Consider the following 19,435-nt stretch of genomic DNA (forward strand, 5'->3'; position numbering starts at 1 on the left):
GCAGACTTCACAATTTTTATATATGCTGTTTAAAAGAATTCTATGGATTCCTTTTTTTGAATCCTTATTTATCTCTTACCCTTTTAAACAGGTTTAGTCTGCTTGAATCATTGTAAAGCGTAATAGTGCTCTAAGTCAAAACTGGCAAATTTCGAGTAAACCTGAGCTTTTCCTTGAAATGAACTACCTTTAAAAAGTATGATTAAGACAGATCTAAGCTATAGAACGGATTACTGCATTAACATCTGTTAACGGTAGCCGGACTAGCGGAGGGAATTAGATATGAGACATTTATTCATGAAACTACATCTCTGGGAGCGGCATCTTTTTAAGTGGATCAACGGACGAATGCATAATCGTTTTTTGAACTTTTGGCTCTTTTACCTTACTCATTTGGGTGGAGCTACAAGCACGATTGTTATCAATATACTGATATGGGTATTAGCTCCTGAGCCTTGGAGAACTACAGGTTTACAAGCCTTGACAGCACTAGCTGTCAGCCATATACCCGTAGCTATCGCCAAAAAGCTGTACCCGCGAATGCGTCCATATCTGGCGTTACCGGAAACCAATACTTTTCGTAATCCATTAAAGGATCATTCTTTTCCATCTGGTCATACTACAGCTATCTTTGCTTCTACGGTCCCTTATATGCTGGCGTTTCCTGCTATGACCGTTATTCTGCTGCCGCTAGCTTGTATTGTCGGATTTTCTCGTATTTATCTTGGATTGCATTATCCATCGGATGTTATAGCTGGCGCAGTGATCGGTTCCTGCGTAGCAGCTGGTACTATAGCCTTATGGATGTGAAGCATTTATTGTTAATAACCGGGAAAACCCTTGAGAATAGGTGAATCAACATTGCGTAAAAAAAGAATCTTAATACTCTCGGAAGGTTTTGGCGCCGGACATACACAAGCAGCTTATGCGTTGTCGAGCAGTCTGCGCCAATTATCGCCTAATTTACAAACGAAGGTGCTAGAACTTGGGAATTTTCTAAACCCCAAGATGGCACCTATTATTCTGTCTGCTTACCGAAAGACGGTAACGACACAGCCAAAATTAATGGGTTATGTCTACCGTCACCAGAAATCATTTAATCGTCTTACCACGCTTGCCTTGCATCGTATATTTTATACGCATGCCAAAAATATTGTGAGACAACTGAAACCTGACGTAATTGTCTGCACTCATTTTATTCCAGGTGCTGTAGTATCCCGCCTAAAGAGACTAGATCCTACCTTAAAAGTGCCGCTCGTCACCGTTATAACAGATTATGATGCGCATGCTACTTGGATTAGCCCAGAGGTAGACCTTTATCTGGTTTCAACACCTGAGGTTAAATCCAAATTGCGCAGCCGAAATATTCCTGCCACGAAAATTCAGGTAACAGGCATACCGATACACCCTAATTTTTGGAAGCATCCCGGAAAGCAGGAGATTCGAGAGCAATTCAATCTGCGGGAGATGCCAACCGTTCTAGTCATGGGCGGCGGCTGGGGAATCATGAACGACCAAGTCGTAAATGCTTGTCTGGCGGAATGGCGTGACAAGATTCAAATTGTTTTCTGTCTCGGCAAAAATGAGCAGCTGCTAAAGGAAATGAAAGAAGACCCGCATTATAATCATCCTAATATTTCCTTAATCGGCTTTACGCGTGAAATCCACAAGCTGATGGAGGTCTCCGATCTGCTGGTTACAAAACCGGGTGGAATGACTTGCAGTGAAGGGCTGGCAAAGGGTATTCCCATGCTCTTCCATCACCCTCTTCCCGGTCAGGAGGAGGAGAATTGCCGCTACTTTACTGCAGCCGGCTTCGGAGAACCCATCGAATCTTTAGAGGTTGTCGAAATGTGGATGGAGCGCCTCTTGAACAACTATGAGGATGTGCAAAACAAGCGCAAACTCCACCTTGAAGAAATCGCTCGCTATCACCCGTTACAATGTGCTCAGAGTATCATCGAATTATTGGAATAGTTAATAAAAAAAGCGGCAGCCTCCAAACCACATGGAGACTTGCCGCTTTTTTATTGAAGCATGCCTTATGGAGCAGTGCTTTGTAACTACAACCGATATTTATCCAATCGGGTAGCCTGATACTGTTTGAGTGCTTCTGCGCCTACAATTGCCTCGCAACGATGGATATTCACGCCACGTCCGACAAATTTCGTCTCATATTCTGTCATGATATGATCCTCGTTGATGATGCCATCTGCATGTAGGTCCAAAGAAATATTTTTCATCTGCAAGCCAAAGTCCGCAAAGGCATTTAATGAGAACTCAAAAAGACTGCGGGAATCTGTTTTCAGATGAATTTCACCTAGATCGCTAAGCAAACCGCGATATTTGTCAAGAAAACGCGGATGTGTCAAACGACGCCGGGCATGCTTGCTTTTAGGCCATGGATCGCTGAAATTAAGATAAATCCGTTCAAGCTCTCCCGGAGCAAATACTTCCTCAGCATAATCGATATTTGCAAGTGCCAATTTCAGGTTAGGCGGTGTTTCATGTCCTGCCGGCTCCCATACTGCTCTAGCCTTATCTCCAGCACGGCGGATCAGCTCATCATACATATCCACTCCGATAAAGTTAATATCAGGATATTTAAAGCTCATTTGGCTGATAAACTGTCCTTTGCCCATTCCGAACTCCACATGGATCGGATGATCGTTACCGAACAGCTTGGACCACTCACCTTTATAACTCCGAGGATCTAGAATGACTAAATCCGTCTGTTCTTCCAAACTTTCACGTATTCCTTTTCTTCCGCGTAAACGCATAGGTATTCCTCCGATTATCTCTTATACGATAACTGTCACTTGCAATATTGTGCCGAAATTGTCCCAAAAAGTAAAGGGATTGCGGTAAAAAAGAAAAAGGAATTCTCTGGTTCAGCTCTTAAATGAGCTGTTCAGAGGAATTCCTTCGTTGTTGTATATTGGAAATAAATTTCGTTCTTGTCTGGCAGATCAGGATTTACTTTGTGTTTGTGGCAAATGTCTTTTTTTCGAATGCGCTACGAATTTTACGCTGCGCATCTGTCTTGATCTTAGGGTTGCCGTTAAATTCCACGCCCGTTAGTGCAAGGGCTTCATCTGGCGTTAAATGGACTTCAATCGAATCTTTACCCTCAGCATATACCGTTTGAGAATTCATTGCTATCACCTCACGGTTATTATTATGGATCGGACGACACGAAATTATGAACTCCTGGATGAATTTCTTTATGCCACAGCAGCTTTTCACACTCTGAATATAACATACTATGTAAGCATTTTCAAGCCGAAAGCGCCTTATTTCCTGCCTATTTTTCATGCCGTTATGGGGAGTCAATGTTACGCCGAGCTCGGTTTTTTGATACAATGTATTGGATTATAAGAAACGGCTGTGCGTTCTCTGGGATAAGGACGCCATCTGTCTCAGAAAAATATAAGGATAAGGGAACTTATCCATAATTATATTTTCAGAAAGGGGCTTCTCGTGTCTAATCTTCAATACACTTCTCCTCCGCAACTTTGGGGAGATAAACGTTTTCATACTTGGAATTACGAAATGCGTGAACACATGAACACCAAGGTATTCAAAGTTATGCTTGATGCAGGCTTTACCTGTCCCAATCGTGACGGCTCCATTGCTAAGGGAGGCTGCACATTTTGCAGTGCCAGAGGTTCTGGTGATTTTGCCGGAAGCCGCCGAGATGACCTAGTCACACAATTCAATAACGTCCGTGACAGACAGCATTTGAAATGGCCAAATGCTAAATATATCGGTTACTTCCAAGCCTATACTAATACGTATGCTCCGGTCGAAGAGCTGAGAGAATATTTCGAAGTTATTTTGCAGCAGCCTGGTGTCGTTGGATTGTCTATTGCTACCCGCCCTGACTGTCTGCCCGATGATGTAGTCGAATATTTAGCAGAGCTCAACAAGCGTACGTATCTTTGGGTAGAGATGGGTCTTCAGACTATACATGACTCCACTTCTGAGCTTATTAATCGGGCGCATGATACGCAGTGTTATGTGGAGGCTGTGGAGAAGCTGCGCCGTCACAATATTCGAATCTGTACCCATATCATTCACGGTCTCCCACAGGAGACGCACGAAATGATGCTTGAAACGGTATCTGCTGTAGCTCGCATGGATGTGCAGGGAATTAAGATTCACCTTCTGCATCTCATGCGCAAAACACCAATGGTGAAGCAGTATGAAGCAGGATTGCTCCGATTCATGGAACAGGACGAGTATGTGAAGCTGATTGCTGATTCACTTGAAATTCTGCCCCCTGAGATGATTGTTCATCGCTTGACTGGAGATGCCCCACGGGATCTCTTAGTTGGACCGATGTGGAGTCTCAAGAAATGGGAAGTGCTAAATGCCATTGACGATGAGCTTGTTGCTCGTGATACTTGGCAGGGTAAGTATTGGAGGAAGGGCTAATGGGCTTTATGTCCGTTCTAAGCTTTGCTCATAAATTAATCTCTGAGCGGCTGACTTTAGGTGACCGTGCGATTGATGCAACTGTAGGTACTGGTGCTGACACGCTTTTTCTAGCCAAAACAACCGGAGCTCGTGGCGAAGTCTACGGCTTTGACATTCAAGCTGCGGCGCTGAAGCTGGCAGAAGAACGTCTCCGGCTTGCGCGGGAGGAAACTTCTTCACTCTCTGGCGTTACCTTACTGGAACGCAGCCATGCCGAAATGGCAGAAGCCGTCCCGGCTAACTGGCCAGGCACCGTTGGTGCTGTAATGTTCAATCTTGGCTATCTGCCTTCAGGCGATGCCGACAAGAATATCATTACTGAGCCGGACAGCTCTATTGCGGCCCTGGAAGCTTCACTCCAGCTGCTGCGTCCGGGGGGAATTATTACGGCTGTACTGTATCCTGGCCATGCAGGCGGAGATCTCGAAGCCGCCGCTGTTGAAGCTTGGGCAACGACTGTTTCCCCTAAGGTAGCGCAGAGCATTGTATATCGCCAGCTGCAGCGCACGGACGCACCGTATGTAATTGCCCTCGAGAAGAAAAAAGGTTCCCCATCTTAAGCTTTGTAAACAATCAAACAATCTTGTAATTGGGAAGGAAGATTACGAATGACACAACCATATCCTTTAAAATTTCAACCGGAGTTTAAAGAACGTGTCTGGGGTGGCCGCGCGCTGGAGAAATTCGGCCTGAATCTACCAGAAGGTCATATTGGTGAAGGCTGGATGATTGCCGATCATGCGAATGGAACATCTTCGGTGGTTAATGGAGAATTAGCTGGACAAGGTCTGGATCAAATTCGTGAGCAATTTGGTCATGAGTGGTTCGGAAGCAAGGGAATATCAGAAGCTGGCGGAAGATTTCCACTCTTGATCAAATTGTTGGATTGCAACGACAACCTTTCCGTTCAAGTCCACCCTACGGATGATTATGTAGGATTGCCTAAAGGTGAACTGGGCAAAACAGAGATGTGGTACGTATTAGACGCTAAGCCAGATGCAAAAATCATCTACGGCCTTAAAGAAGGCGTAGACCGTGAAACATTACGCGAAGCACTGGAAAACGGCACGGTTATGGATAGCCTTCAAGAGGTATCTGTCTCCGCTGGCGATTCCTTCTACATCCCTGCCGGAACGGTACATGCTCTATGCGCTGGTGTCGTTGTAGCGGAAATTCAACAGAATTCCGACACTACATACCGTATTTATGACTACGACCGTCCAGGTCTAGATGGAAAACCACGCGAGCTTCATATCGAGGATTCTCTGAATGTTACAGCTTATGAAGGCGCCGGCGCTACTTCGATGAAGACCGATCATGCAGTGCCTGGAGAGTGGCTGCAGCTTGCCGCTTCACCTTATTTTATTGTCGAAAAAGGGATCGTAAATGGTTCATGGGATCTCACCACTTCAGAAGACAGCTTCACTATTCTGGTTATCTGCGAAGGCAGCGGACATCTGACTTGGGAAGGCGGCTCCCAGCCTTATGCCGCAGGGGAATGTTATCTGATTCCTTCCAACCTAGGCCGTTATACTATCGAGGGTCATTCTACTGTGCTTCGCTCTTATTTACCATAAGTCGAGAACCTTTAGGAGGAATGGACCATGAAGGAAAACAGCTTTACTCTAACGGATCCCATAGGTGTAACCATCCATGTCTATGAATGGTTACCTGAGTCCGATGTGCCAGTTAGAGGAATCGTGCAAATTTCACACGGGATGTGTGAAACTGCTGCCCGCTACGCTCGTTTTGCGGAAGCTTTAACCGGGGTTGGTTATGCAGTATATGCCAATGACCACCGGGGACATGGTAGAACCGCTGGTCAAGTCAATCTGCTTGGTGATGTTGGGGAGGACGGATTTTATTGGATGCGGCGCAATCTTCTGCAGGTAGGTGCCGCAGCACTCTCCAAGCATGAAGGAAAGCCCATCATTTTATTCGCTCACAGTATGGGTTCCTTTCTGGGTCAAAAACTCATGTGCGAAGAAGGCAACGAAATCTATTCAGGGTTTATCCTCAGCGGGACAAATGGTCCACGCAGTATGCTGCGTATTGGAGAATCTCTGGCTAGCGCACAGCTTAAGCTAAAGGGGGAGCATCATCGCAGTGTATTGCTGAACAGTCTGGTATTCGGCAGCTATAACCGTGCTTTTTCCCCGGTCAGAACAACATTTGACTGGCTGAGCAGCGATACTGCGGAAGTAGATAAGTACATTTCCGATCCATTCTGCGGAGCTATTTGTACAACCCGCTTTTTCCGTGGTTTCTTCCACCTCCTAAGAGAGATTCATACTGAGGAATCACTTAGCACATTATGTACAGGTAAGCCCATTTATATATTTGGTGGGGATAAGGACCCTGTCGGGATGAACGGTCAAGGCATTCCCCGTCTTGCGGAGTTGTATAAGAAACGAGGAGTATCAGACGTTGAGTACCGACTCTATCCAGAAGGCAGACACGAAATGCTAAATGAAGTAAATCGAGATCAAGTCACAGCCGATGTACTCAACTGGTTAGAGAGCCACCTTCCTTCAGAGGTTTCTACGATAAGTTAAGAAAAAAACGCGGTTGTTAGTGAATTTATGAGACAATATAGAAGCGATGCCCCCGTTATTTGGGGGGTCGCTTCTTTGCGGTTTGCGGTTTGCGGTTTGCGGTTTGCGGTTTGGGTAGCTTATCTCAGCAGACTTCTCAATCTAACAATCTCCAGTTCCTCCGCGCATCTGAACTTTAGTAAATAAACTTCCGCCACCGCTAATGGACTCAGTTGACGCTGTCTTCAGCTCATCGCTCTCCCCAACCACTTTCGGACTCAGATGACGCTAACTACATACCATCACCTTCCCCCGCTACTTCCGGACTCAGATGATGCTAACTACACATCATTACTCTCCCCTCCGCTTCCGGACTCAGTTGACACTAACTACATATCATCACCTTCCCCCGCTACTTTCGGACTCAGTTGACACTAACCACACATCATTACTCTCCCCGCTACTTTCGGACTCAGTTGACACTAACCACACATCATTACTCTCCCCGCTACTTCCGGACTCAGTTGACGCTATTTGCTAATTTATAGCCTTTCGCGCTAGGTTTCGGACTCCAGTGCACCTATTCATGCGAAACAGGTTCATATTGGGTGTTTTTCATGCCAATAGCGACTATGCGGTCCGTTAGCATCAAAAAAACAGGATAATTCCACGTATAAGGTCCCCTGGGTCCGCCTGCGATGGGTTACTCACCGCTTACGGACTCATTTGACACTAGCTACACATCTTTACTCTCCCCAGCTACTTTCGGACTCAGTGGACGCTATTTGCTAATTTCCAGGCATTTGAGCTAGGTTTCGGACTCCAGTGCAGCTATTCATGCGAAACAGGTCCATATTGGGTGTTTTTCATGCCAATAGCGACTATGCGGTCCGTTAGCATCCAAAAAACAGGATATTTCCACGTATAAGGTCCCCTGGGTCCGCCTACGACGGGTTACTCATCACTTCCGGACTCATTTGACACTAGCTACACATCTTTACTCTCCCCAGCTACTTTCGGACTCAGTGGACGCTATTTGCTAATTTATAGCCTTTCGAGCTAGGTTTCGGACTCCAGTGCAGCTATTCATGCGAAACAGGTCTATATTGGGTGTTTTTCATGCCAATAGCGACTATGCGGTCCGTTAGCATCCAAAAAACAGGATAATTCCACGTATAAGGTCCGCTGGGTCCGCCTGCGCCGAGTCATTACACTAATTACATTCTCCGCTACTTTCAGACTCAACTAACGCTAACTACACATCACTTTCTCCCGCTACTTTCAGACTCAACTAACGCTAACTACACATCACTTTCTCCCGCTACTTTCAGACTCAGCTAACGCTAACTACACATCACTTTCTCCCGCCACTTCCGGACCCAGATGACGCTAACTACACATCATCACTTCCCACGCCGCTTCCGGACTCAGATGCGCTAGCGCACAAGGCAAAAGAAATAGACCGTCCCATTAAGGAACGGTCTATCCTTCCACCCGCCTATCACAAAGGCAGTGTGTAGTACTGAGCGCGTTGGCTCTCGTTCTGCTGATACATTACGATTAGTAGCGTGCGCCCTTCCCTAATGGAAGCGGGCTCCGCTACTGCTACAGCCGAGCTTGCTGCTTGGGCAGTCTCTTCTAAACTACTATCTGCTGCTTCCTGTAATGGCGAGTCTGCCGAAGGCAACGCCTCCAGATTAGCCATATCAGCTTCACCATCCTCAAGGCCCTCATCGGCACGCATGCCGCTGATGGAATCCAACACCGCTTCCAGCGAGAATGGCAACACTTCCAGCACAGTATACTTTTGCAGTTCTCTTTCGTTAAGTCCTGCTTCAGCCAATTGGGCAGAAATTTGACCCGGATTAGCCGCGATATCCTTCAAATAGCTCGACCAATCCGATTTATCCAGCACGAAATCCCACCAGATTTTGCGCGGCTTGTACTTGTGTCCAAGGAAATAATCGAGCTTCATCAAGCCAGTTATAACATCCATAGATGGCGTCCCGCGATCTATCAGGAAGGACTGCAAGCGGGTGAAGAGATCTTCCAGCTGATGGCCAATCTTTTGCCAGCCTCTCTCCTCCCAGTAGTCACCGAACTCCTGAAAGAAATCGAATGGCGAATCAAATACATGACGGATCAAGTACTTGGCCGTATGGTCCATCCGGTGGCTGTTCCAGTATTTCTCCAGCACATCCTCAAGCCGCTTCAAACGGATAATGTCTGAGAAGGGCATCATATGACTGCTAAGGATTTCATAAGGTGCATGTTCCATATACGTGTAATCATATTTAGACGCCTGCGCCCGCAGCCCCGTTCCCCGCAGCATTTTGAGGAATCCTAGCTGTAGCTCTTCCGGCTCCATAACGAATACATCATTAAACGTTTTACGGAAGGTACTGTAATCCTCCATAGGTAGTCCGGCAATCAAATCCAGATGCTGATCGATATTGCCGCTTGCCTTAATCTTCATTACGGTACGGGACAGCTTTTTGAAATTCTGGCGGCGTTTAACAAGCTCATTTGTCTCATCGTTGGTAGATTGCACCCCAATCTCAAATCTAAAAATACCCGGAGGCGCATTCTTAGATAGGAAATCCAGAACTTCAGGCCGCATGATATCTGCGGTAATTTCGAACTGAAACACGCAGCCTTGATGATTATCGATCAGGAATTGAAACATTTCCATCGCATAGTTGCGGTTGATATTGAAGGTACGGTCCAGAAATTTAATGATTTTGGCGCCATTCTGTATTAAATAAAGCAGATCAGATTTCACTCGTTCAATATCATAATAACGTACGCCTACTTCAATACTGGATAAACAGAACTGGCAGTTAAATGGGCATCCGCGGCTCGTCTCAAAATAAACAATACGTTTACTCAAATCTGGAATATCCTCAGGAAAACGATGCGGCGTAGGCAGCGTATTCAGATCGCTTTTGGGACGTGGTGGATTGACAATGATCTCTTCTCCCTTGCGATAAGCGGCTCCATACACAAAGTGAAACTTCCGATCATCCCTTAGCTCCTGCAGCAGATGGTGGAACGTCTCTTCCCCATCTCCGTTAACTATAAAATCAATGCCAGCTTCTCTTTTCATCCAATGAAGCGGCTCATACGAAACTTCAGGTCCCCCGAGAACAATCGTAACTTCAGGCATCACTTGCTTAAGAATACCAATCAGCTTCAGCGTCTCTTCGATGTTCCAGATATAACAGGAGAAGCCAATCACATCTGGCCGTTTCTGAAACAAGTCGGACACGATATTCATCACGGGATCTTTGATGGTGTACTCTGCCAAATGAATATCCTTAAATTCATGCTCACTGTACGCTTTTAGCAAGCGGATTGCGAGTGAGGTATGAATATATTTGGCGTTTAACGTGGTCAGGACGATTTTCATGCTACACGACCTTTTCTACATTTCATTTTGAAAAAACTCTAAGAATGCCTTACCGTACTTCCGGTATTTCACTTCCCCAACACCCTTTACCCTCAGCATTTCCGCTTCGGTCTGCGGGCAAACCACACTCATCTCACGCAGCGTGGCATCATTAAAAATAATGTACGATGGCACATGCTCGCGTCCTGCCAATTCACGCCGGATAAGACGCAGCTGCTCAAAGACAGTCTCATTGACGGCTGATGGCGACAGGTCATGCCCCCGACTACGAACTCTCGTACCGGATGTTGTGCCTGCCCGCGAAGGCCGCGCCACACGCTGCATCACCTCACGCTGTCCGCGCAGGACCTCGGCAGCCAGAGGCTGGAGCCGTACTACAGGGTACTGGCCTTCCGACAAGGCAAGATACCCTTCTGAGATAAGCACATTGATACTCTCTGAGATTTCCTTCTCCGTCCGGCTCGACATCGCCCCATGTGTGGGCAGCTTATCGAAGCCGTACTGCATCACCTTTTGATTGCGAGAGCCTTTCAGCACAGATGCTACCAACGCTACACCATAACGCTCCCGCATGCGGTGAATGCAGGAGAAGATCTTTTGCGCATCGACGGTCATATCCACTAGCTCTCGTTCATCCGTACATGAGCTGCAGATACCACATGGCTTGTCCCCATGTTCTTCCCCGAAATAATCCAGCTGGGCACTGCGCAAGCAGCGAGTAGTATAGCAATAATCAATCATTTGCTGAAGCTTGCGATATTCGTTAGCTTTACGGTCAGTATCCTGTGGATTCTGCTCGATCAGGAACTTTTGCGTCATAATATCCTGCGCACTAAACAGCAAAATACATTCACTCGGCTCCCCGTCACGTCCAGCACGACCCGCTTCCTGAACATAAGCTTCCATATTTTTGGGCATATTGTAGTGAATTACGTATCGGACATTGGATTTATCAATCCCCATCCCAAAGGCATTCGTAGCCACCATGACCCGGATATCGTCATAGAGGAACCCTTCCTGGCTATCTGCCCGCTCCTGATCATTCATACCCGCATGATAGCGACCTGCCGCTATGCCAGAAGCTTGCAGCCTCTGATACAGATCATCTACTTCTTTGCGGGTTGCCGCATATACAATCCCCGGCTGATGAGAATGCGTAGCCGCATAATCCATAACGAACTCCCGCTTGTTCTCTCCCCGCAGCACGGACATTGCCAGATTATCTCTTCCTAGCCCCGTCATGAAAATACCCGGCTCACGCAAGCGCAGCAGCCGGACCATATCCTCCATAACCTCCGGCGTCGCCGTGGCGGTAAATGCTGCCAGGATCGGACGTTCAGGCAGCTCATCTACAAATGGAGATACCGACAGATAACTTGTCCGAAAATCATGTCCCCACTGGGATACACAGTGCGCTTCATCAACAGCCACGCAGGAAATAGACAGCTCAGCCATTTCCAGACGGAACCAGTCCAGCTCAAGTCTTTCGGGCGCAACATAGAGCAGCTTCAAATCACCCCGCCGGGCAGCCCGAATCCGCTCATTCACTTCTTTTCCGCTTAACGTGCTATTAATAAAGGCTGCCGGAATACCCGCAGTAGTCAACGCATCCACCTGGTCTTTCATCAGCGAGATCAGTGGTGATATTACCAGTGTCAGCCCTGGCAGGAGCAGTGCAGGAACCTGATAACAGATCGATTTCCCGCCACCCGTAGGGAGGATTCCCAATGTGTCGCGTCCTTCCAGCAAGTTCTGAACAATCTTTTTCTGGCCATCCCGAAAGTCTGGATAACCGTAATATTTTTGCAGCTCAGCCTGCGCCTGTTCAATAGTAGGTGCTTGCATCTTCATATCTATCATGACTCCTTAGGCGTTTCTATCTTTAGTTTAGCGGTCAATGGTGTAATGAGCAACACTCTAGAAGTCCTTCTTTCGTTTCTCCTTTTGGAAAAATTACATAAAAGGAGCGCTTTTGAGCCAAGCTTTAAAAATCATCATTCTTTAGGAAAGGGGAATAGCCGTGCAAAACTGGAAGCAAAACTATAGTTCTTTTAAGCAAAAAAAAACGCACGAAGATCCCACCATTCCTGATCAGCGTTCGGAAAAGCCACTAGATCCCGACCTAAAAAATAATATTAAAGCCATTAGCCAAATTTTTGGAGAAGATGCAGATCTCGTTGTGCGTAATTTTCGGGTATACGGTTTATATGATGCGGTAATTATCTTTTTTTCATCTTTGGTGGACCAAAATCAAATTCATGAGCATGTGCTTAAACCGTTAATGAGCCCTCCCGCTGATCTCTCGACAATTCCTGAAGAGCGCAAGGATCTGTCTGATTTCATCTGGAATACGACCATACAAATAGCGGCTGGGAACCGAACGAAGGACTTAAATTCTCTGCCACTCGCTCTATTAGAAGGGAGCGTTGTACTCCTTATAGATGGTATGGATCAAGCACTTCACTTCAATTTGCGTAAAATCGAACATCGCAGCATTGAACAGCCACAGACCGAGCAGGTAATTCGTGGCTCACGCGAAGGTTTTATAGAAAACTTGGAGGCAAACCTTTCCTTACTCCGTTATCGGCTGCAAACGCCAGATTTCCGGGTTATTACTGCTCCGCTTGGTGTGCGGACACGCTCACAGGTTGCTGTGTGCTATATAGAAGGGATAGTAGATCCTGAATTGGTTGAAAAAGTGATGAAGAGATTATCCATGATAAACACAGATAGCATCCTTGATGCAGGGTACATCGAGCAATTCATTGAGGATAACCCATTATCTCCTTTTCCTCAGGTTCAACCAACAGAACGTCCGGATAAATCAGCGGCAGCCTTATTGGAAGGAAGAGTCATCATTCTGGTAGATGGCTCCCCATTCTCGCTCATCGTCCCTGCATTGTTCAATCAATTTTTTCAGACCATAGACGACTATTCGGAACGTTTTATTGTAGGCAGCCTAATCCGGGGGATTCGACTAATTGCCCTGTTGTTCTCTCTTTTTTTCCCTGCTCTATATGTATCCGTTATCTCCTTCAACCCGGAGCTTATGCCTACCGAATTTGCCGTAGCGATTTCAGGGGGTAGAGCAGGCGTTCCTTTTCCAGCGGTCTTGGAAGTTCTGATTATGGAGGTCTTCATGGAGGTGCTCCGCGAAGCAACTATTCGTCTACCACAAATGATTGGGGGCGCCCTTTCTATTGTAGGTGTTCTTGTTATTGGTCAGGCTGCTGTTTCAGCAGGTCTAGCAAGTCCGACAACCGTTGTTATTGTCGCTATAACCACTATCGGTTCTTTTGCCACCCCTGCCTATAATGCCGCTATCTCATCCAGAATGCTAAGATTTCCACTGATTATTCTAGCCGGTTGTTTTGGTCTTTACGGAGTCATGTTAGGTACCATCGTTATCGTGAATCACTTATTATTCTTGGAATCCTTTGGCGTTCCTTACATGACACCATATGTGCCCACGAAATGGAGAGATCTGAAGGACAGTCTGATTCGTGTCCCCTTATGGTGGATGAGAAGACGTCCGAGCTTCTTGAACACTCAAGACCCTACTCGTCTCGCTCATGAGTTACCAACGACGTATTCAGATCAGATTTTTAAGGAGAAGGGTGAACTCGATGAACAACAACCGCCCCATAACAACGATCCAAGTCGTCGCAGTAGTCGTTAGTACGATTATTGGAATAGGTATCTTAAGTATTCCCCGTTATATGGCTGAAGCCGGAGACAGTGGGGCGCCGCTGGTTTCGGCTTCAGGCATCCCTGTTGCATTTCTAGGCTGCTGGTTTACAGCCGCTGTATGTCGGAAATTCCCCAATGAAACTCTGTTTGTATTCAGCCGCCGGTTAGTCGGGAGAAGCATCGCGGATATTTTCAATGTACTTATCTCTTTGTTTTTTGCTTTCTCTGCCGGGATTACCATGCGTCAATTCGGAGAGGTATGTGTTGCGGTCGTGTTTAAAAAAACACCTATCGAAGCGGTCATTCTATTAATGCTTATTTTGGCTGCTTTATCTATCCGCAGAAACATTGTGAAATTCACCTATGTACATATTTTTTATTTGCCTTTCATCTTATTAACCGTTCTCAGCATTATATTAGTAGCCATGAAAAATGTAGATGCTTTAAACTTACTTCCACTCACTGGAAATTACATCACCTTTTCAAGCTTTTCCAAAGGGACTGTCACTTCAGCTGCCCTTTATCAGGGCACATTTGTCATCACACTGCTGGTTCCTTTAATGAAAAAACCTCAGCAAGTGCTTAAAGCAGGAGCTGCTGCCCTTTTTATTATTGGCTTCATCTATGTAATGATTGTTGCGGCCACTTTAGGAATGTTCGGAGCGCAAGAAACCAAATTACTCGCTTATCCAACCTTAGAAACCGCCCGCTCCATTTCTATTGGTGCAGGACTACTAGAACGATTCGATGCGCTGTTTATTACTGTTTGGGTAATATCTATATTTACTACCATTTTTACGAACTACTACTTAGCAGCATATTCACTTCAGCAAGTATTTCGGTACAAAGATCACCGCCTTGTATCAAGCTTCTCACTTCCACTTATCTTCGTCTTTTCACTTTTGCCAAGAAATATTTATCAGGTTTATACCTTTTCTTCCGTCACAGCGATTATCGGGTTAATTTTTTTGACTCTCTACCCTCTTCTTTTATGGTTAATAGCTCTGATTCGGCAAAAAGGAGGGCTATCGAATGAATAAAGTAATTAACAAGCGTATTAGTCTTCTCCTCCTTCTCTCTCTGGTATTTGTATTCCTTACGGGCTGCTGGGACCAGCTCGAAATTGAAGATCGTGCATTAGTGCTGGGATTGTCTATAGATTCAGTGCCAGCAAATAGTAAAACCGAAGATGATCAAACGACACATCTAAAAAGCGCAAATATTAATTTGCCCAAAATCCGTGTGACCGCCCAAATTGCAGTTCCAGGGAGAGTTCCGTTAGGTCCTAGCAGCGGGGGAGAAGGTAGCGGGGGGAATCAAAATCCGGTTTGGGTTGTACAAGTTTACGGTTACTCACTAGATGATGCCTTAAACAATTTGCAACAACAGATCTCTGACCCACGTTACCTCATCCATCTTCGGGTGATTATCATCAGCGAGGATTTTGCACGCAAAAACCTGTCGGATTTAAATGATTATTTACGCCGCAACCCTGAAGTTCGTCGCCGTACCTGGTTATTAGTGTCCGAAGGCGAGGCTTCTAAATTTATGAATATTAATCCACCACTTCAGCGAGTTCCAACCCTCTATATCCTATCCACCATGGAAAAAGCCGTGAGATCCGGAAAGTTCCCAGCTAACTATATAGGCGTATTCTGGTCAGCTGAATCTAAATGGGGAGAGAGCGGTTATCTGCCTTATGTGTCTTTACATCAAAAAGACAATATGTTGATAAAAGGTCTTGCTTACTTTAGCGGAGGCGTTATGGTTGGTTCGACTACTCCCATTGAGATTGGCGCATATATGTCCATGAAAGGTCTTGATCCTGGGGGATATTCCGTCATGTTCAATTCAGAGGACTTTGGCCCACTGACTCTTAAAGTTAACGACCGATTTACAAGGTCTAAAGTTAAAATCAAAGACGGCAAACCCCATATCACTATAAATATTTATTTAGAAGCAGCGCTAGATGAGCACCTAGGTAATAATATTCGTATTGATTCCAGCCAGGATTTAAAAAAACTTGAGGCCAACTTTCAAAAAGGAGTCCTCACCATCTTCGACCATCTGATTAAACAGACGCAACAGGCTCACTCGGATATCTTTGGTATGGGTGAATATGTTCGTGCATATGCTCCTTCCTACTGGAAAGCTAATGTTCGTGACAAACATGACTGGGAGCAACAGTATTCTGATCTCTCTATAGAACTTAATGTGAAGACGAATATTGAAAGAGTCGGTCTTAAAGAAGACTAGATATGGGGATGTGTTCAAATGATCTATCATCAACTAACTTATTTAACTCTCGTGCTCCTGCTCTCCGGACTATTCCTGCTTACTGTGGATACCAAGATCTATGCTGTAAGCGCCATGCCCCGGGAAAAGAAATATGCCCGCAGGTTAGGCTGGGTATATCTCGGTTTATTCCTGCTTCTTGGATTAGCCCAGCTGTTCTATCTATGAGCATTTACAAAACAAACCAGTACGCCTGCCTCTCCATAGTATTTCTTAACAGCCCATGGTATATTGAGGAGTACAATATTAAAGGACGGAGAATGCATCCATGAACTCAAGAAGAAATCCTAAGGAAACAGCCAAAAGAGGTACTCGTTCTCACAGCAAGCCTACTGGCAAGCTTAATCATAAAACTAAAGCACCCGCAGCACCCAAAACATTTACTGTAAACGAACCTTCTGAACTATTGCCCTTCTTACTCACCCACGTCACGGGTCGCGGACGAAATGCGATTAAATCCATCCTATCGCGTGGACAAGTGTCGGTGAATAATAAGGTAGTTACACAGCATAATTTCCAACTGCATCCGGGTCAAAACGTTACTATTGATCAAGAGAAGCCTGTACAAACAGCAGAGATGATCGGACTTAAAATCGTTCATGAGGATGAAGACCTGATTATTGTTCAAAAGGATGCTGGACTGCTATCTATCGCCACTGCGGAAGAAAATGAATTGACGGCTTACCACCAGCTCATGGAGCATGTCCGTGTTAGCAATCCACAAAATCGGATTTTTGTCGTACATCGATTGGACAGAGATACATCAGGCGTAATGATGTTTGCCAAAAGCGAACGGATTCAGCAAGCGCTACAAACTACTTGGAAAGATACCGTGAAGGAACGTTCTTACGTAGCGCTCGTGGAAGGCGCGGTTAAAAGACCTGAAGGCAAGATAAGCTCGTGGCTCAAAGAAACCTCAACCCTTAAAATGTATTCCAGTCCTCATGAAGGTGATGGACTACATGCAATTACACATTATAAACTCATTCAGGCTAACCGCCATTTTTCCTTGCTAGAGGTTAAGCTCGAAACCGGACGAAAAAATCAGATTCGGGTGCACATGGCAGATATCGGCCACCCTATCGCAGGTGACAAGAAATATGGTGCAGAGACCAAAACGGTAGGAAGACTTGGCCTACATGCTCGAGTGCTCTCTTTTATTCATCCAACCACTGGAGAACTGATGACCTTTGAGAGCCCGATTCCGAAGACGTTCCTGAAATATACTGCGCCTGCGCCTGCGCCTACAAACTAAGAAGTGAACGTATACCCACAACCGAGGAGTATTCCCTCTTATGGGAAGCCGTAACTTCTACACAAGATGCCCGGTCCATTTGGTCCAGGGCGTCTTTTTTTAACTTCCTATCACATCATGTTACAATATAAATAAACAAAGAAGGTGCTCTTATTGTTCCACCCTACAGTTTTCGATAATATTAAGATCGCCTTTGAGAACCAGATTTATGACTACGATAATTTAGACGGAATATTGGTGGTTACGGATCGCTCCGACCTTCTGAATATGGCGCTGATGTCCAGAGAGTTCAGTCTCTCCTTCCAATTAACTGCAGGCAGGAAAGTAACCGCCGAAATCCTGCTCACTTCGTCCACGAAAGATCTCAGCGATGAAATCTTGGAGGTTCCTAATACGGATCCCGGCTGTAATCTTTCACTTCGTTTTTATATGGAAGTCGAAGATATTCCTAGCGAATGTCAGGCGATAGACAGTATTCTAAAAGCGATCTGGGGACCTGATTTCCAGCCTGTGCAATCTTTAAGCTTTATATATGGCCAGGAAAGTGAAACTTACAATAACTGCATCGAGCTGCAATTCAAAAGACAACTCACAGAAGAGCAAATGGAGGACATTCCAAACCTGCTAAGCCACCTGCTGCAAAGTGCGGAAGAACTAGAATCCTTCACGGTATAATCCCTACTTTTTAACGTTCGTACTATGGGAAAAGAGGTGTGCATGAAATGAAATTCCTGCCTGCTGCCAAAAGTAAAAGTTGGTTTCTCTGGATGACCGTTTATGCCATTCTTCTATGGCTTCTCTTCCCTCTACACCGATTCGTGATGCTGGCCCAGGAAATGGATGCCACACTCTTACTGCGCTTTGCTCTTTTTTCCGTAGTAGTGGCAGGCATCGTCAACACTTTAGGCTGGCTCGGAGCACGTCTGCTCTGGGTATTTAGTACGGCGGGAATAATCATAGGCGCGGCATTTATGCTGGGCTACACCTACAAAGAGATGTCCGGTTGGGAGGATCTCGCAGGCTTCCTCGCATTTTCCTTATTTTCATGTGCCGGATTTGCACTGGGTTTATTAGCGGAAGGTATTCGTCTGCTGTATACGCGAGCATCGAAGTCTTGAATGGAAGAGGTGAAACGCTGTTGTCCAATTCTTTTCTAACCAAAAATGCATTGTCCCATTCTTTAAAAGAACTAATGGAGCATACACCGCTCAATAAAATTACTGTTAAACAACTAGTGGACCATTGCGGACTAAACAGACAAACCTTCTATTATCATTTTCAGGATATATTTGATTTGCTAGGTTGGATCTATAAGACTGAGGCTGTCGAAAGCCTCGCCCAGTATCGCAGCTACAGCACTTGGACGGACGGTTTTTATAGAATTTTCTGCTACATTGAGCGGAATAAATCCTTTTGCTGTAACACGCTAAATTCACTAGGCAGAAATCACCTGGATGCATATCTGTACGAAGTGACAAACGATCTCATCATGGGGGTTATAAACGAGTTGTCCTCCGGGATGGAGGTTTGCGAAGAAGACAAGCACTTTATAGCCAATTTCTACACGCTAGCCTTCACAGGCCTAATCATTCAGTGGATGAGAGAAGGCATGAGGGAACAACCGCACCATATGATTGAGAAGCTAAGTGATCTAATTGAAGGGAATTTTCTGAAAGCTTTACACAAATATGAGAACCATCCGTTGTAACCCTTTGGTTGCAGCGGTTTTTTTGTCTAAAAACTAGACAGATCACCCATAATGACAAAAATCCA

18 protein-coding genes are annotated in these 19,435 nt (G+C 45.6%); 14 read left to right on the forward strand and 4 right to left on the reverse strand.

Annotated features, from left to right (window positions below; translation table 11 throughout):
- Positions 1-282: 282 nt before the first annotated feature.
- Both NST45_RS20945 and NST45_RS20950 read left to right on the forward strand, forming a co-directional pair.
- Positions 283-810 carry a phosphatase PAP2 family protein gene (locus NST45_RS20945; RefSeq protein ID WP_036679516.1) on the forward strand — a complete coding sequence of 176 codons (528 nt, stop codon included), beginning with the start codon at positions 283-285 and terminating at the stop codon, positions 808-810.
- A 51-nt stretch (positions 811-861) separates the two neighbouring features.
- On the forward strand, positions 862-1,977 hold the full coding sequence (locus tag NST45_RS20950) for a UDP-N-acetylglucosamine--LPS N-acetylglucosamine transferase (protein WP_036679519.1): 1,116 nt from the start codon (positions 862-864) through the stop codon (positions 1,975-1,977).
- Between the two features lie 86 nt (positions 1,978-2,063).
- On the opposite strand, the gene trmB is transcribed toward NST45_RS20950, so the two are convergent.
- Entirely contained in the window at positions 2,064-2,780 is a 717-nt protein-coding gene (trmB, locus tag NST45_RS20955) for a tRNA (guanosine(46)-N7)-methyltransferase TrmB (RefSeq protein ID WP_036679523.1), read from the reverse strand.
- A 196-nt stretch (positions 2,781-2,976) separates the two neighbouring features.
- Positions 2,977-3,156 carry a hypothetical protein gene (locus NST45_RS20960; RefSeq protein ID WP_036679526.1) on the reverse strand — a complete coding sequence of 60 codons (180 nt, stop codon included), beginning with the start codon at positions 3,154-3,156 and terminating at the stop codon, positions 2,977-2,979.
- A 324-nt stretch (positions 3,157-3,480) separates the two neighbouring features.
- Between NST45_RS20960 and NST45_RS20965 the strand changes: the two genes are divergently transcribed.
- The 4 genes from NST45_RS20965 to NST45_RS20980 are packed head-to-tail and all read left to right on the forward strand — an operon-like array spanning position 3,481 to position 7,034.
- Positions 3,481-4,437 (forward strand): TIGR01212 family radical SAM protein, encoded by a 957-nt coding sequence (locus NST45_RS20965; RefSeq protein WP_076107276.1) that lies wholly within the window; start codon positions 3,481-3,483, stop codon positions 4,435-4,437.
- The gene (locus NST45_RS20970; protein WP_036679532.1) at positions 4,437-5,039 is read left to right on the forward strand and encodes a class I SAM-dependent methyltransferase; all 603 of its coding nucleotides are present in this window, start codon (positions 4,437-4,439) and stop codon (positions 5,037-5,039) included. The genes NST45_RS20965 and NST45_RS20970 overlap by 1 nt, the downstream gene beginning before the upstream one ends.
- Before the next feature lie 48 nt (positions 5,040-5,087).
- A complete protein-coding gene (locus NST45_RS20975) occupies positions 5,088-6,056 on the forward strand; it encodes a type I phosphomannose isomerase catalytic subunit (protein ID WP_038569207.1) in 969 nt (322 codons plus the stop codon).
- Positions 6,057-6,083: 27 nt separating this feature from the next.
- Complete coding sequence (locus NST45_RS20980) at positions 6,084-7,034, forward strand: alpha/beta hydrolase (protein ID WP_036679539.1); 951 nt, start codon at positions 6,084-6,086, stop codon at positions 7,032-7,034.
- A gap of 1,480 nt (positions 7,035-8,514) precedes the next feature.
- On the opposite strand, the gene NST45_RS20985 is transcribed toward NST45_RS20980, so the two are convergent.
- Both NST45_RS20985 and recQ read right to left on the reverse strand, forming a co-directional pair.
- Positions 8,515-10,422, reverse strand: a complete 1,908-nt coding sequence (locus tag NST45_RS20985) for a B12-binding domain-containing radical SAM protein (RefSeq protein ID WP_339823670.1) — start codon at positions 10,420-10,422, stop codon at positions 8,515-8,517.
- Positions 10,423-10,437: 15 nt separating this feature from the next.
- On the reverse strand, positions 10,438-12,273 hold the full coding sequence (recQ, locus tag NST45_RS20990; RefSeq protein ID WP_036681455.1) for a DNA helicase RecQ: 1,836 nt from the start codon (positions 12,271-12,273) through the stop codon (positions 10,438-10,440).
- Between the two features lie 169 nt (positions 12,274-12,442).
- Here recQ and NST45_RS20995 point away from each other — a divergent pair, with 169 nt between their 5' ends.
- The 8 genes from NST45_RS20995 (at position 12,443) to NST45_RS21030 (ending at position 19,370) form a co-directional block, all read left to right on the forward strand.
- Positions 12,443-14,101, forward strand: coding sequence for a spore germination protein (locus NST45_RS20995; RefSeq protein WP_339823673.1), 1,659 nt, complete (start codon positions 12,443-12,445; stop codon positions 14,099-14,101).
- Positions 14,049-15,152, forward strand: a complete 1,104-nt coding sequence (locus NST45_RS21000) for an endospore germination permease (protein WP_036681452.1) — start codon at positions 14,049-14,051, stop codon at positions 15,150-15,152. Before NST45_RS20995 ends, NST45_RS21000 begins: the two co-directional genes overlap by 53 nt.
- The gene (locus NST45_RS21005) at positions 15,145-16,368 is read left to right on the forward strand and encodes a Ger(x)C family spore germination protein (protein ID WP_038569201.1); all 1,224 of its coding nucleotides are present in this window, start codon (positions 15,145-15,147) and stop codon (positions 16,366-16,368) included. Before NST45_RS21000 ends, NST45_RS21005 begins: the two co-directional genes overlap by 8 nt.
- Positions 16,369-16,386: 18 nt before the next feature.
- Positions 16,387-16,575 (forward strand): CLC_0170 family protein, encoded by a 189-nt coding sequence (locus NST45_RS21010; protein ID WP_038569199.1) that lies wholly within the window; start codon positions 16,387-16,389, stop codon positions 16,573-16,575.
- A gap of 100 nt (positions 16,576-16,675) precedes the next feature.
- Positions 16,676-17,662 carry an RluA family pseudouridine synthase gene (locus NST45_RS21015; RefSeq protein WP_038569198.1) on the forward strand — a complete coding sequence of 329 codons (987 nt, stop codon included), beginning with the start codon at positions 16,676-16,678 and terminating at the stop codon, positions 17,660-17,662.
- A 153-nt stretch (positions 17,663-17,815) separates the two neighbouring features.
- Positions 17,816-18,337, forward strand: a complete 522-nt coding sequence (locus NST45_RS21020; RefSeq protein ID WP_036681441.1) for a hypothetical protein — start codon at positions 17,816-17,818, stop codon at positions 18,335-18,337.
- Positions 18,338-18,384: 47 nt separating this feature from the next.
- Positions 18,385-18,780, forward strand: a complete 396-nt coding sequence (locus tag NST45_RS21025; protein WP_036681440.1) for a hypothetical protein — start codon at positions 18,385-18,387, stop codon at positions 18,778-18,780.
- A gap of 20 nt (positions 18,781-18,800) precedes the next feature.
- Positions 18,801-19,370 carry a TetR/AcrR family transcriptional regulator gene (locus NST45_RS21030; protein ID WP_038569196.1) on the forward strand — a complete coding sequence of 190 codons (570 nt, stop codon included), beginning with the start codon at positions 18,801-18,803 and terminating at the stop codon, positions 19,368-19,370.
- The last annotated feature ends 65 nt before the right edge of the window (positions 19,371-19,435 follow it).

This window comes from Paenibacillus sp. FSL R7-0163, assembly GCF_037969975.1.
Taxonomy (GTDB): Bacteria; Bacillota; Bacilli; order Paenibacillales; family Paenibacillaceae; genus Paenibacillus_AQ; species Paenibacillus_AQ odorifer.

Coding starts and splice junctions, on each gene's coding strand:
- NST45_RS20945 (WP_036679516.1), top strand. CDS start 283: ATGAGACATTTATTCATGAAACTACATCTCTGGGAGCGGCATCTTTTT.
- NST45_RS20985 (WP_339823670.1), bottom strand. CDS start 10,422: ATGAAAATCGTCCTGACCACGTTAAACGCCAAATATATTCATACCTCA.
- NST45_RS21025 (WP_036681440.1), top strand. CDS start 18,385: ATGAAATTCCTGCCTGCTGCCAAAAGTAAAAGTTGGTTTCTCTGGATG.
- NST45_RS21000 (WP_036681452.1), top strand. CDS start 14,049: ATGAACAACAACCGCCCCATAACAACGATCCAAGTCGTCGCAGTAGTC.
- trmB (WP_036679523.1), bottom strand. CDS start 2,780: ATGCGTTTACGCGGAAGAAAAGGAATACGTGAAAGTTTGGAAGAACAG.
- NST45_RS21005 (WP_038569201.1), top strand. CDS start 15,145: ATGAATAAAGTAATTAACAAGCGTATTAGTCTTCTCCTCCTTCTCTCT.
- NST45_RS21010 (WP_038569199.1), top strand. CDS start 16,387: ATGATCTATCATCAACTAACTTATTTAACTCTCGTGCTCCTGCTCTCC.
- NST45_RS20970 (WP_036679532.1), top strand. CDS start 4,437: ATGGGCTTTATGTCCGTTCTAAGCTTTGCTCATAAATTAATCTCTGAG.
- NST45_RS20960 (WP_036679526.1), bottom strand. CDS start 3,156: ATGAATTCTCAAACGGTATATGCTGAGGGTAAAGATTCGATTGAAGTC.
- NST45_RS20980 (WP_036679539.1), top strand. CDS start 6,084: ATGAAGGAAAACAGCTTTACTCTAACGGATCCCATAGGTGTAACCATC.
- NST45_RS20975 (WP_038569207.1), top strand. CDS start 5,088: ATGACACAACCATATCCTTTAAAATTTCAACCGGAGTTTAAAGAACGT.
- NST45_RS21015 (WP_038569198.1), top strand. CDS start 16,676: ATGAACTCAAGAAGAAATCCTAAGGAAACAGCCAAAAGAGGTACTCGT.
- recQ (WP_036681455.1), bottom strand. CDS start 12,273: ATGAAGATGCAAGCACCTACTATTGAACAGGCGCAGGCTGAGCTGCAA.